Raw genomic sequence first — 13,352 nt, 5'->3', positions numbered from 1 at the left:
CTTCTCGCGGTTCATGGCTGGCTAAGCTGGTTAATGCGTTGCACCAGAGCGCGTCGTTCCTTAACGGACTCCTGAAAGATCTGCAATAAAACCGCACTGTGTTGCTGCACTATGCCTGCCAGCTCTGGTGCGATTTCCGCCGTTTCCCCGACGCGCGCTTTAAACTCCGATGATAACGTAACCCCCTGCAGCAGTGACGCCAGCCAGATGCTGGCTTTCATAATCATCACTTCCTGCGGACAGCCAGATTTAGCAACAACGGTTTTTTGAATCTGACACCAGCGCGCAATATCTCTTATGGCTTCAATGGAACAGAGTTCATTCCAGACGGCACTCCCCCCGTCGGCATGCGCCGGTGTATCGCACTGTGCCAGAGAAGAAAGGTTATGCAGCAATCCACCTGTTTCAATTTTCAGACATTGTTCCGGTGGGATACCCATTTTTTTTGCGAGGTATCCCGAGATTCGTCCGGCCACCAGAGAGTGCTGGACGCCATGATGGCTGAAGCCGTCAATTATAAATGCCAGCATCCCGGCAATATCGCGGAAATTATGTAACGAAACGGAGTCATTATTTATACGAGGGATATCCTGAATATAGTCATGAAATTCTGTCGATTCAATTATTCGCCAAAAAAGCGCGCTGTTTGTCATTCGACGGAATGCTCGGATATAGTCTGGTTTAAACAGGGTATCTTCTCCACTGGAAATAATGTCTATGATTTCATCTTTGGCCGTGATTATATCGCTGGTACGGTATTGAGCAATTAATACGTCCAGTCGATCAGCCAGAAAGATGATATGGCTTTCTTTTGGCGTTTTTGCACCATTAACACTCGCGCCTTTGCCATTTTCCCAGGGAATATGATGATAACGGACAATGGTCTTAAGGGGGGCCAGCAGCGGCACGGTCGCCAGCAGTTCCGCGCCCACAGCAGCATGGTTATTGAATTCATTATCGTAATAGCTTATGGGCTGCTGTCGTGATTCCTCGTTAAGCCCGCCGATATCATGAAGCAGGGCTGCGAGCAGGGTCTTCCGACATTGCGCAGACGTTAACTGCGATTCACGGGCAAGATGCCAGGCAATATATGCCGTTCGGACATGATGCAAGTTAAGTCGAGGATTGATCATATCTATTATTTTTGAGATGCAAGCCAGTAATTCTATTAGGTTTATATTCATGATATTAAGAAAATTAATTTACGCTGCGCTTCGTTAAAGAAAACCACACGAATTATTTTCGTTTGCAACCATACTGCGGAAATGTGTGGTTACCAAAGAGTATTGTATTATTATTGAGTTTATTAAGATAAATGAGCTTCCCGTCAGGGCCTTTGCCAAACAGCAGGTTTATGGCAATCTTATCGTCGACGTTATCTGTATTGTCACGCTGAATGTTAATATGCGTTATTTTATATAGGTGCGCTTTAGTATTATAAGCTTTATAGCTAATCTTAAGCGTGCGAGAGATTAGATATTTTTTGTTATTGTGTGAAAGAAGACCATCAATGTTGATAAGGATAACGTCATCTGTCATGTTAAAAAAAATGAGTCCTTCTGCACGGATGTTATCTCCGTTGATGCTTTGCAAGACAGAAAACTGAGATTCGCACGAGAAAGCCGTAGGCCTGGTAAGAGCGTAAACCATGCCGATCAGGGCCAGACCGACGATGACTATCAGGAAAAGGAGGCGTTTAGACATTGTTTTTTTCTCTGTAATAAAAACTTACGCAACTGTCTTTATTACACTCGATGAGCAGCAGTTGCATAATATTACCCAGGGTTCCTTTTACCTGTTTCTTGTAGACGTACAGCTCCTTTGGATGCGAGCAGTCGAACTTTTGGGAGGTAAAGTTAAAACTACTTTGCACCTCGCGCAGTGACAGGGCAGGAGACATGAAAATGATGCATTGATCCTCAATCATTTTTTGAACGTCAGTGTCTGATTTGAAGGCCACCGGCTTGATTAAGAGAAGAATAAAAGCAAAGGCCAGAATAGCTATTCTGCCTGCCCGCTGAAAAAGGGATAAATGCGGCGGTCTGATTGTCGGTTTGGGTATCTTTTCCTCAAGAAAGGGGGGCGATACTCGCGATCGTTGTGGATAATGGCATCGTCCGCAATCTTAAAACCAATACGAGGAACTGTGGTAATGATCTCTTTCTCAACGCCCAGATCGCTCAGGTTTCGGCGTAACGTTGAGATATATTGGTTCAGGTTACTGTTTGACGCTCTGGCACCATATTTATCAAATACGGACTGGAAAATTTCATTTCGCGAAAGGATATCGCCCTGGTGATTGAGTAATTCAGCCAGCAGACGTGTCGAGGTTTGGGATAATTCAACGCTATCCCCGGTCAGTAAGTTAAGGAGGGATGCCTCCTCCGTATCAAAAGTGATGAATCCCTCAATATCGAACCTCATGTCGATCCTCTCCCTTAGCCTTACTTTCCCCTAACATACCGACTCAATTTGATAAAACATTATGAATGTCAGATAAAAATCCTGTTTTTGCGCTCATCTGAAGCTAATGTTGCTGATTGACTCAGGGGGATACATACTGCTAACTCCTTCAATACCAAGGAGTCGACGATGAAACTCCCACAGTGTTCATACAACCCGGGTGCAGTACATCCAGGTTACAACGCACCTCATGACAATCTGCAAATGTTAGCGGCGGAAATGGGAATAAGTGGTCTGGCGATGATCAGAGGGCCTGAACAAATATTGATACTCAATTTATTAAAAAACCACAGCATGCGCGGCTTGTCGACCAGAGAACTTGCCGATCTGTGCGGTATTTCAATTTATAAAGTGAGACACTTGCTGCTTCCGCTTGAAAAATATGGTCAGGTTATGCGGGATAAAATGCAAAAGCATCATCAGTGGTTTTTGTCAAAGGAGACCACATAAAGTATGTCAGTATTCTAACAAGGGGTATTTTCATTTGCAACATAGTACGGGAAGTCAAATAGATAAGCTAAAGGAGTTGATAAATACTAATTATAATCTCGCAAGGTCTTAAGAAAATTCCCAATGAAGTTTTAATGTTCCTGCATAATGGCAATTATTTTTTATTCTCTTCGTTTAAGCTTGCCCTCATGCCCGATGTATAGTGTACACGGGCAACTATTTTGGCGTTACCATAATGCATAACTGAAATTACACGTGCTGTTGTAAGGAAACAGGGAGAGAGGCGAGATTTTAGCTGGAACAGAAAAGCAAAAACCCAGCCATAGGCTGGGTTCTTAGAATAGTGGTGCCCGGACTCGGAATCGAACCAAGGACACGGGGATTTTCAATCCCCTGCTCTACCGACTGAGCTATCCGGGCAACGGAGCGCATTAAACCGCAATCACGTGAGATCGTCAATACTAATTCAGAAAAAGCGGTTTAACTGCTCAACTTTACGGCAATGTGCTGGCTTCTGGGGACGCTTACGTTAACGCCCCACCCGCACGACACTGAGCAAACCGCAGGATATCTTCCGCCAGACGGTGAGCCGTATCCACGTCCGCCTGACTACGGTTCACCAGCATACGGCTCAGGCAACCTTCCAGGACCAGCTCCATCTGCTTCGCCACCATTGCCGGGTCATCCACTTCAAGCGTGGTCAGCAGCTCGTGTGTGAACTCGTACGCTGCCCGTTTTTGCCGATCGGCCAGCTGATGAACAGGGTGTCCAGGATCGGGAAAGTAGGTGCAGGCGGCGATAAACAGGCAGCCGGGATAGCGGTTGTTGCTTACACACTCCGTCAGCGCGGTATAGCGCGCCAGCAGCTTTTGCTCTGTGCTCAGCTCTTCGTTCAACAACAGCTGCCTGCGCCAGATATCTACCTGCTGGCTGAGATAGCGCAGGGCATCGTAAAGCAGCGCCTCTTTATCCGGCCAGAAGCGCTTAAGTTCATCCAGAGGGTAATCGATACGGTCGGCGACCATCTCAAGCGTGGTGCTGGCGATCCCTTGAATCTCAAGTAATTGCAGGGCTTGTCCCAGTACGTCTTCGCGTTGCACGGTTATCTCCTCCGCTATTCCCAACGGTTTATCCCGTCTAAAGTGTTGTTTACGGTTGGCGATTGCGCAAATGCGCGCTGAAAGCCGTTGCGTCCATAAACCCGGTTACGCGCTGCGCTGGCTGCTCATTCCCCTCTTCATTGAAGAAAAGGATGGTAGGCAGGCCGAGCACGTTAAGCTGCTTCAGCAGGGCTTTATCCTGCGCGCTGTTGGCGGTTACGTTTGCCTGAAGCAGAACGGTGTCGCTCAGGGCGCGCTGTACCTGCGGATCGCTGAAGGTGTATTTTTCAAACTCCTTGCAGGCTACGCACCAGTCGGCATAGAGGTCGAGCATGACCGGTTTACCTTTCGCCTGTGCCAGTGCGTGGTTGAGGTCATCCACGTTTTTAACCGGGGTGAAATTCAGATGCGCCTGCGCCTGGGCACTCGGGGTGCCGAACGCCCAGTCCTGCAAAGGACGAACGCTCACCAGTGCGGCGGCCAGCAGAAGAATTTGCACCAGACGCATCCACGGTTTTTTCGCCCCCAGGCTGACGATGAACGCCCAGCTGAAGAAGGCCACGCCAAGCATCGCCCACAGGCGAATGCCCCAGGCGTCACCGATGATACGCTCCAGCAGGAACACCGGTAGCGCCAGAATGACAAAACCAAATGCAGTTTTCACCGTCTCCATCCACGGGCCGCTCTTCGGCAGCAGGCGATTGCCAAACACCGTCACCAGAATCAGCGGCAGGCCCATGCCCAGCGCGTAGAGGTACAGCGTTCCGCCGCCGAGCCACATGTTGCCGCTCTGCGCAATGTACAGCAGGATGGCGCTCAGCGGCGCGGTGGTGCAGGGAGAGCAAATCAGCCCTGCGATAGCCCCCATGGCGAATACCCCGCCCGCAGAGCCGCCCTGCTGGCGATTGCTCATCAGCGTCAGGCGGGTTTGCAGGGAAGAGGGCAGCTGCAGGGTGAACAGACCAAACATCGACAGCGCCAGCAGGACAAATACCGCTGACAGCCCAATAAGCACGTAAGGATGCTGAAGCGCAGCCTGGAACTGCAACCCGGCAGCGGCGACCACCAGGCCAAGCGCCGTATAGGTTAATGCCATGCCCTGCACGTAGATAAAGGCCAAAAGCAGCGCGCGGGCGGTGGAAAGACGTTGTTTGCCGCCCAGCACGATGCCAGAGATAAGCGGGTACATCGGCAGCACGCAGGGGGTAAAGGCGATGCCAATGCCAATCAGTAAGGCCCAAAGCGCTGAGAACGGAAGGTCTGTATTGCCTTCGCTGCTCTCGCCGGAGGGGGGGCGGAGAAACGGCGACAGCCGCTTTCACTTCGCTGAGCGGTACGACCTTCGTTTCCGGCGGATAGCAGAATCCGGCGTCGGCGCAGCCCTGATAGGTCACCGTCAGCGTAGCGCCTTTATCCGCCTGGTTCACCGTGACGGGCACGCTTAAGCGCTGACGATAGATTTCGCTTTTACCGTAGAACTCGTCCTCGTGCCACTCGCCCGCGGGCATCTGCAATGCACCGACGTCAGCCTTTGCCGGCGTGATGCTGACCTGCTTGCGGTAGAGGTAATACCCCTCTTTTACCTGCCAGGTGAGGCTGAGCTCGTGCTGGTTCTGCTGGAAGTCAAAAACGAACGCCTGGTCGGCAGGAATAAAGTTCGAACGGCCGGGCGCGTCAAACAACCCGGCAAAAACTGACGTGCTGCACAGCAGCAGGATCAGCGTAAGGAAGCGTTGAGCCATGAGAGATAGTCGTTATCGCCGTGGACCACTGGCAGCACCAGCAGTTCCGGGGTTTGGTATGGATGATGAGACTTGAGGCAGTCGAGGAGCGCCTGCTGATTTGTCAGATTAGTTTTAAGCAACATCTGGACTTCATACTCCTGCTCCAGCTTGCCTTCCCAGTAATAAAGGGAGGTAGCGCCGGGAAGCAGCGTGACGCAGGCAGCCAGTTTTTCGGCCAACGCTTTGGCGGCGAGATCCTGGGCAGAAGCTTCATCAGGGGCGGTACACAGTACAACAACAGCATCAGGCGTGTTCACAAGCTGACCTCCTCATCACGAAAGTCTTCACTATATCACGCAAGGCGTCTGGTCATTAATGAAACGGGCCGCAGAGCGGCCCGATTTTAACTATTTTTACAACGGCTAATCGTTTACAGCACAATGCCGCCGATGATAAAGCCGAGGACCACGCAAAGCGTAATCGCCACCACGCCCGGGATCAGGAACGCGTGGTTAAACACGTATTTACCGATACGGGTTGAGCCGGTGTCATCCATCTCAACCGCGGCGAGCAGGGTTGGATAGGTGGGCAGAACGAACAGGGCGGAAACGGCCGCGAAAGAGGCAATCGCCGTCAGCGGCGTAACGCCCAGCATCAGTGCCGCAGGCATCAGCGCTTTGGTGGTTGCCGCCTGGGAGTACAGCAGCGTCGCGGCAAAGAACAGCACCACCGCCAGCAGCCACGGATAGTTGTGCAGCAGGTCGCCTGCGACGGTCTGGATATCGCTGATGTGCGCTTTTACGAAGGTGTCACCAAGCCACGCCACGCCCAGTACGCACACGCAGGCGCTCATGCCGGATTTGAAGGTGCTGGCGTTCAGCACTTCGCTGGTGTCGATTTTGCAGGTGATGCTAATCAGCGTTGCGATGGTCAGCATGAACACGACAATCGCTTCGTTACGCGGCAGAACCGGGTTCTGAATGAGGCCTACCGTGTCGCTGATGGCGGTCGCGTAGAACATGACGGCGACGATACCAATCAGGAACAGCAGTACGGAGCGTTTTGCGTGCGGCTTCAGCCTGAAGACCTGGCTACCGCGCAGGCTCACTTCGCCTTTTGCCAGACGCTCCTGGTAAACCGGATCGTCTTTCAGCTCGGCACCGAGGAAGTTGCACAGCACGGCAGTAATCATTACCGCAATCAGCGTCACCGGAATGCAAATTGCCAGCAGCGTCAGGTAGCTCACGCCCATCGGCTCAAGAATACCCGCGAAGAAGACCACGGCCGCTGAAATAGGCGACGCGGTGATTGCAATCTGGGATGCCACCACGGCAATAGAAAGCGGGCGGGACGGGCGAATACCCTGCTCTTTCGCCACTTCGGTGATCACCGGCAGCGTGGAGAAGGCGGTGTGGCCAGTACCGGCGAGAATGGTCATAAACCAGGTCACCAGCGGGGCAAGGAAGGTAATGTATTTAGGATGGCGACGCAGCATACGCTCCGCCAGGCTCACCAGGTAGTCCATACCGCCAGCGACCTGCATGGCCGCGATAGCGGCAATAACCGCCATGATGATTTCGATAACGTCAAACGGGATGGCGCCGGGTTTAATCTGAAAGATAAGGGTAAGTACGAGCACACCGAGACCGCCGGCAAAACCGATGCCGATACCCCCGAGTCTTGCTCCCAAATAAATCGCCAACAGGACGATGACGAGTTCTGCTCCAAACATAAAGACCTGCCTTGCTCATTAACAAGTTGATATTGAATTGTTGTGTTTTGGTAACGCCCATAAAGAAAAAAGGCACGTCACAAGTGACGTGCCTTTCGGAAGCTTAGCCTGAACGGTTATTGTTCGCTTTCATCGGTATATCGTTTCGCTTTATACGCCGGGTGCATCAGGTTCTGGGCGGAGAAGATATCGTCCAGTTCGGCTTCGGTCAACAATCCTCGCTCGAGAACGACCTCACGCACGCTCTTACCGGTTTCGGCACAAATCTTCCCGACGATGTCGCCGTTGTGGTGGCCGATGAACGGGTTGAGGTAAGTGACGATCCCGATTGAGTTGTACACGTAGCCTTCGCACACCTCTTTATTGGCGGTGATGCCGTTGATGCATTTTTCCAGCAGGTTGTAGCAGGCGTTAGTCAGGATATGAATGGATTCAAACATCGCCTGGCCAATCACCGGCTCCATAACGTTCAGCTGCAGCTGACCGGCTTCGGAAGCCATGGTGACGGTGGTGTCGTTACCAATAACCTTGAAGCAAACCTGGTTCACCACTTCTGGCACCACCGGGTTCACCTTGGCTGGCATAATGGAAGAACCCGCCTGCAGCTCTGGCAGGTTGATTTCGTTCAGGCCAGCGCGCGGGCCGGAGGAGAGCAGGCGCAGGTCGTTACAGATTTTGGACAGCTTAACCGCCAGACGCTTCAGCGCGCTGTGCACCATCACGTAGGCGCCGCAGTCGGAGGTAGCTTCAATCAGGTCTTCGGCAGGCACCACCGGCAGGTTAGACACTTCCGCCAGCTTCTGTACTGCCAGCTGCTGATAGCCATCCGGCGTGTTCAGGCGTGTACCGATGGCGGTTGCGCCCAGGTTCACTTCCAGCAGCAGTTCGGACGTGCGCAGCAGGTTTTTGGTCTCTTCGTTCAGCAGCACGTTAAACGCGTGGAACTCCTGGCCGAGGGTCATTGGCACCGCGTCCTGAAGCTGGGTACGACCCATTTTCAGAATGTCCTGGAACTCAACGGCTTTACGCTGGAAGCCATCGCCCAGCTGGTTAATCGCGTCCACCAGTTTCACCACAGAGGCATACACCGCGATGCGGAAGCCGGTTGGGTAGGTGTCGTTGGTGGACTGACATTTGTTAACGTGGTCGTTCGGGTTCAGGTACTGGTATTCACCTTTCTGATGGCCCATCAGTTCCAGGCCGATGTTTGCCAGTACTTCGTTGGTGTTCATGTTGACGGAGGTACCCGCGCCGCCCTGATAGACGTCAACCGGGAACTGATCCATGCACTTGCCGTTGTTCAGCACTTCATCGCACGCGGCGATAATCGCATTTGCAGCGCTTTTAGGAATGGTTTGCAGCTCTTTGTTCGCCAGAGCCGCGGCTTTTTTTACCATCACCATGCCACGCACAAATTCAGGGATGTCGCTGATTTTGCTGTTGCTGATGTAGAAGTTTTCAATCGCTCTCAGAGTATGAACACCATAATAGGCATCCGCTGGAACTTCCCTGGTACCCAACAAGTCTTCTTCGATACGAATGTTGTTTAACATGTGAACCTTCTTTTCAAGCTGCCGATGGATTGTACTAAACACACAGTATATATGTGGTTTTGAATATTTTCTGACCGACGATTATTCCCTCAATCGGCCCGATGTTCGAGATCATATGCTGATGATAGCGAATTGCCGTAAGCTGGATCACTTATTATCGACCCGATTCCATGATAATTATTAATCTGTGAAATGGGTCACCGCTTTAATATTTCCAAAAAAAATATCCGTGCAAACCGATTGAATTTTGGCTAACCGTCTCCATCTCTTACTTACGCGCTTCGCGAACACATTCAGACAGGGGCCCGAAGGCACCTGCCACACAGGAGATGCCAGTGCGCTGGATACCATTTATTGCTTTCTTTCTCTATGTTTACATTGAGATTTCGATTTTCATCCAGGTTGCCCACGTGCTGGGCGTCCTGCTGACGCTGATTCTGGTGATCTTCACCTCCGTCATCGGCATGTCGCTGGTGCGTAATCAGGGTTTCAAAAATTTCCTGTTAATGCAGCAGAAGATGGCCGCAGGCGAAAGCCCGGCAGCCGAAATGATCAAAAGCGTGTCGTTGATTATTGCTGGCCTGCTGCTGATCCTGCCGGGGTTCTTCACCGACTTCCTCGGCCTGCTGTTGCTGCTGCCGCCGGTGCAGAAGCACCTGACTCTGAAGCTGCTGCCGCATCTGCGATTCAGCCGTATGCCGGGCGGTGGGTTCAGTACCGGGCCGGGAGATACCTTTGAAGGGGAATACCAGCGCAAGGACGACCAGCGTGACCGCTTAGATCATAAGGACGATCGTTAAGGAATGTTAAGCCCGGTAAGCGTTGCGCCACCGGGCTTTATTTCACAGGCTGCTCCGCTTCGGTAAGAACGCCCACAGCCCCGCCAGCACGACGATAGCGTACACGCTCTTCCAGCCCACCATCGCCAGTAGCACCAGACACAGCACACACCCGACGGCCGCCAGCGCCTTATAGCGTCCCTTCAGCAGCCGACAGCCCGCCAGCATGCACAGCAGGTAGATCATGATGAAAATACCGTTGGCGTAAACAATCAGCGCGTCAAGGTTGATGTCGAGAAGATAAATGCCCAGGGAACTCACCGCGCAGCAGCCCAGTACGGTATTCAGCGCATTTATCGGAAGCTGCCGTGCAGAAAGGCGAGCCAGGCGGCTATCCGGTTTATAAAGTGCCTGAGACCACACCAGCCGGGCGAAGCTCTGAATATAAATATTGAGGCTGGCAAAGCAGGCGAGATAGCCGATTACGCAGGCTACCCACAACGCTTTTACGCCAAACAGCTGCACCACGATGCCCGGCAGCGACGCGGCGGCGGCTTTATCGTCACCGAACGCGTTGAAGTGCAGCACCAGTACCGTACAGGCCCAATACACGGTGCCCGCCAGCAGCAGGCCAATCATCAGGGCGCGCGGAAAATCACGCTCGGGCTGTTTAAATTCCGATGCCAGGTGAGCGAACGCCTCAAGGCCGACGAAACACCAGAACATGACGGATAACGCAGCAAATAGCTGCGGGCGATCGATGTCGTTCACCGCGGGGAAAGGAATATCCGCCAGGGTAATGTCGCCCGCAAGCCAGATGGCGACGATCAGCGCGACGATTAACACCGCGACCAGCGTTTGCAGATTGGCGCTGGAGCTGGCCCCGCGTGAGCCGACCCACCAGATAATCGCCAGCGTACCCAGTTCAGCCAGCAGCAGCTGTTGGTCGTGCCAGCCAAACAGCGCCTGTCCAAAGCCGGTCGCGATATGCAGGGCTGCCGGAAGGCCGACGGGGATCACCGACAGAAACAGCCAGCCGGTCACGCGCTCCAGCCGCGGACCAAACGCCATACCGACAAAATGCGCTACGCCGCCCGCGCTCGGGAAGTGCCGGCCGAGGATGGCAAACACGATTGCTACCGGGAATACCAGCACGATAAGCACCGGCCACGCCCACAGGCTGTTATTTCCTGCTACCAGCGCCGCCAGGGCGGGAACCGCAAATACGCCCGTACCTAACAATGACGTTGAGAGTAGGCCAATGCCCTGCGCCAGCCCCAACTCCTGCCTGAGTCCACTCATTTACCTCGTCCTGCCACCGTCAAAAGAGAGTCGATGGTAACACTTTCGCAAATTTTTTTTCGGCTACCCCTTGAAGGGGTAAAAAGCTATCCCCATCTCTCAGGGCACTAGCCGGAAAACCGCATGCGGACCGGCGTCATCCATAACTGATAATGACTTTCTCAAAGGAGAGCTATCAATGAGTATTCGTCCGTTACATGATCGTGTGATCGTCAAACGTAAAGAAGTTGAAACCAAGTCTGCTGGCGGTATCGTTCTGACCGGTTCTGCAGCAGCAAAATCAACGCGTGGCGAAATCATCGCTGTCGGTAAGGGCCGCATCCTGGAAAACGGAACTGTGCAGCCGCTGGACGTTAAAGTTGGTGACATCGTCATTTTCAACGATGGCTACGGCGTGAAATCCGAGAAGATCGACAATGAAGAAGTGTTGATCATGTCCGAGAGCGATATTCTGGCAATTGTTGAAGCGTAATTAACGCACGAAACTGTACGAATTTGAGGAAATAAGAACATGGCAGCTAAAGACGTAAAATTCGGTAACGACGCTCGTGTAAAAATGCTCCGCGGCGTAAACGTACTGGCAGACGCAGTGAAAGTCACCCTGGGCCCGAAAGGCCGTAACGTAGTGCTGGATAAATCCTTCGGCGCGCCAACCATCACCAAAGATGGTGTTTCTGTTGCACGTGAAATCGAGCTGGAAGACAAGTTCGAAAACATGGGTGCGCAGATGGTGAAAGAAGTTGCCTCTAAAGCGAACGATGCAGCAGGTGACGGTACCACCACCGCGACCGTACTGGCGCAGGCGATCATCACCGAAGGCCTGAAAGCTGTTGCTGCGGGCATGAACCCAATGGATCTGAAACGTGGTATCGACAAAGCTGTCGCGTCCGCTGTTGAAGAACTGAAAGCGCTGTCCGTACCGTGCTCTGACTCTAAAGCTATTGCTCAGGTTGGTACCATCTCCGCTAACTCCGACGAAACCGTAGGTAAACTGATCGCTGAAGCGATGGATAAAGTCGGTAAAGAAGGCGTTATCACCGTTGAAGACGGTACCGGTCTGGAAGACGAACTGGACGTGGTTGAAGGTATGCAGTTCGACCGCGGTTACCTGTCCCCATACTTCATCAACAAGCCAGAAACTGGCGCCGTTGAGCTGGAAAGCCCGTTCATCCTGCTGGCTGACAAGAAAATCTCCAACATCCGCGAAATGCTGCCAGTACTGGAAGCCGTTGCGAAAGCAGGCAAGCCGCTGGTTATCATCGCTGAAGATGTTGAAGGCGAAGCGCTGGCAACGCTGGTGGTCAACACCATGCGCGGCATCGTGAAAGTGGCTGCGGTTAAAGCACCTGGCTTCGGCGATCGCCGTAAAGCGATGCTGCAGGATATCGCTACCCTGACCGGTGGTACCGTGATCTCTGAAGAGATCGGTATGGAGCTGGAAAAAGCGACCCTGGAAGACCTGGGCCAGGCGAAACGCGTTGTGATCAACAAAGACACCACCACCATCATCGACGGTGTGGGTGAAGAAGCCGCTATTCAGGGCCGCGTTGGTCAGATCCGCAAGCAGATCGAAGAAGCAACTTCCGATTACGACCGTGAAAAACTGCAGGAGCGCGTGGCGAAACTGGCAGGCGGCGTTGCGGTAATCAAAGTGGGTGCTGCAACCGAAGTTGAAATGAAAGAGAAGAAAGCTCGCGTTGACGATGCCCTGCACGCGACCCGTGCTGCGGTAGAAGAAGGCGTGGTTGCTGGTGGTGGTGTCGCGCTGGTGCGTGTAGCCGCTAAACTGGCTGGCCTGACCGCTCAGAACGAAGACCAGAACGTGGGTATCAAAGTTGCGCTGCGCGCGATGGAAGCTCCTCTGCGTCAGATCGTATCCAACGCCGGTGAAGAGCCGTCTGTGGTAGCGAACAACGTGAAGGCGGGTGAAGGTAACTACGGTTACAACGCTGCAACGGAAGAATACGGCAACATGATCGACTTCGGTATCCTGGATCCAACTAAAGTTACCCGTTCTGCTCTGCAGTACGCGGCATCTGTAGCTGGCCTGATGATCACTACCGAGTGCATGGTAACCGACCTGCCTAAAGGCGACGCGCCTGACTTAGGTGCTGCTGGCGGTATGGGCGGCATGGGTGGAATGGGCGGCATGATGTAATCATGTTGTTCTGAACCTCTCAGAACGAACCCCGGGCAGCGATGTCCGGGGTTTTTTATTGCCCGTCGAGCCGTTACTCAAACAAGATGTG

General features: G+C 52.9%; 12 protein-coding genes, 1 tRNA gene and 1 pseudogene. 4 read left to right on the top strand and 10 right to left on the bottom strand.

What is annotated here, in order from left to right; translation table 11 throughout:
* Nucleotides 1-11: 11 nt before the first annotated feature.
* The 3 genes from HWQ14_RS02890 to HWQ14_RS23195 form a co-directional block, all read right to left on the bottom strand.
* The gene (locus HWQ14_RS02890) at nt 12-1,133 is read right to left on the bottom strand and encodes an HD domain-containing protein (RefSeq protein WP_176608918.1); all 1,122 of its coding nucleotides are present in this window, start codon (nt 1,131-1,133) and stop codon (nt 12-14) included.
* 103 nt (nt 1,134-1,236) lie between these two features.
* Nucleotides 1,237-1,704, bottom strand: coding sequence for a FidL-like protein (locus HWQ14_RS02885; RefSeq protein WP_176608917.1), 468 nt, complete (start codon nt 1,702-1,704; stop codon nt 1,237-1,239).
* Between the two features lie 297 nt (nt 1,705-2,001).
* Complete coding sequence (locus tag HWQ14_RS23195) at nt 2,002-2,424, bottom strand: winged helix-turn-helix domain-containing protein (protein WP_245166434.1); 423 nt, start codon at nt 2,422-2,424, stop codon at nt 2,002-2,004.
* 168 nt (nt 2,425-2,592) lie between these two features.
* Here HWQ14_RS23195 and HWQ14_RS02875 point away from each other — a divergent pair, with 168 nt between their 5' ends.
* Complete coding sequence (locus HWQ14_RS02875; protein WP_176608916.1) at nt 2,593-2,913, top strand: FaeA/PapI family transcriptional regulator; 321 nt, start codon at nt 2,593-2,595, stop codon at nt 2,911-2,913.
* 344 nt (nt 2,914-3,257) lie between these two features.
* On the opposite strand, the gene HWQ14_RS02870 is transcribed toward HWQ14_RS02875, so the two are convergent.
* The 6 genes and pseudogenes from HWQ14_RS02870 to aspA form a co-directional block, all read right to left on the bottom strand.
* Nucleotides 3,258-3,333 (bottom strand) — tRNA-Phe (locus HWQ14_RS02870).
* Between the two features lie 104 nt (nt 3,334-3,437).
* On the bottom strand, nt 3,438-4,013 hold the full coding sequence (locus tag HWQ14_RS02865) for a transcriptional regulator (RefSeq protein WP_148421810.1): 576 nt from the start codon (nt 4,011-4,013) through the stop codon (nt 3,438-3,440).
* Between the two features lie 49 nt (nt 4,014-4,062).
* A pseudogene (locus tag HWQ14_RS02860) lies at nt 4,063-5,755 on the bottom strand (protein-disulfide reductase DsbD).
* The gene (gene cutA, locus HWQ14_RS02855; RefSeq protein WP_059354422.1) at nt 5,731-6,054 is read right to left on the bottom strand and encodes a divalent cation tolerance protein CutA; all 324 of its coding nucleotides are present in this window, start codon (nt 6,052-6,054) and stop codon (nt 5,731-5,733) included. The pseudogene HWQ14_RS02860 and the gene cutA overlap by 25 nt, the downstream one beginning before the upstream one ends.
* Nucleotides 6,055-6,167: 113 nt before the next feature.
* Complete coding sequence (locus HWQ14_RS02850; protein WP_176608915.1) at nt 6,168-7,469, bottom strand: anaerobic C4-dicarboxylate transporter; 1,302 nt, start codon at nt 7,467-7,469, stop codon at nt 6,168-6,170.
* A 116-nt stretch (nt 7,470-7,585) separates the two neighbouring features.
* Entirely contained in the window at nt 7,586-9,022 is a 1,437-nt protein-coding gene (aspA, locus tag HWQ14_RS02845; RefSeq protein ID WP_176608914.1) for an aspartate ammonia-lyase, read from the bottom strand.
* Between the two features lie 335 nt (nt 9,023-9,357).
* On the opposite strand from aspA, the gene HWQ14_RS02840 reads away from it, so the two are divergent.
* A complete protein-coding gene (locus HWQ14_RS02840) occupies nt 9,358-9,822 on the top strand; it encodes an FxsA family protein (RefSeq protein WP_176608913.1) in 465 nt (154 codons plus the stop codon).
* A 42-nt stretch (nt 9,823-9,864) separates the two neighbouring features.
* Here the strand turns inward: HWQ14_RS02840 and yjeH are convergent, their stop codons facing one another.
* Nucleotides 9,865-11,103 carry an L-methionine/branched-chain amino acid transporter gene (gene yjeH, locus HWQ14_RS02835; protein WP_148421816.1) on the bottom strand — a complete coding sequence of 413 codons (1,239 nt, stop codon included), beginning with the start codon at nt 11,101-11,103 and terminating at the stop codon, nt 9,865-9,867.
* Between the two features lie 178 nt (nt 11,104-11,281).
* Here yjeH and HWQ14_RS02830 point away from each other — a divergent pair, with 178 nt between their 5' ends.
* Both HWQ14_RS02830 and groL read left to right on the top strand, forming a co-directional pair.
* Nucleotides 11,282-11,575: a co-chaperone GroES gene (locus HWQ14_RS02830; RefSeq protein ID WP_003855929.1), complete on the top strand. Its 294-nt coding sequence runs from the start codon at nt 11,282-11,284 to the stop codon at nt 11,573-11,575.
* A gap of 39 nt (nt 11,576-11,614) precedes the next feature.
* On the top strand, nt 11,615-13,261 hold the full coding sequence (groL, locus tag HWQ14_RS02825) for a chaperonin GroEL (RefSeq protein ID WP_015572446.1): 1,647 nt from the start codon (nt 11,615-11,617) through the stop codon (nt 13,259-13,261).
* Nucleotides 13,262-13,352 lie beyond the last annotated feature (91 nt).

This window comes from Enterobacter cloacae (assembly GCF_013375935.1).
Lineage (GTDB): Bacteria > Pseudomonadota > Gammaproteobacteria > Enterobacterales > Enterobacteriaceae > Enterobacter > Enterobacter pasteurii.
Note: the sequence above shows the minus strand (reverse complement) of the source record. Positions and strands in the feature narration are given on the sequence as shown.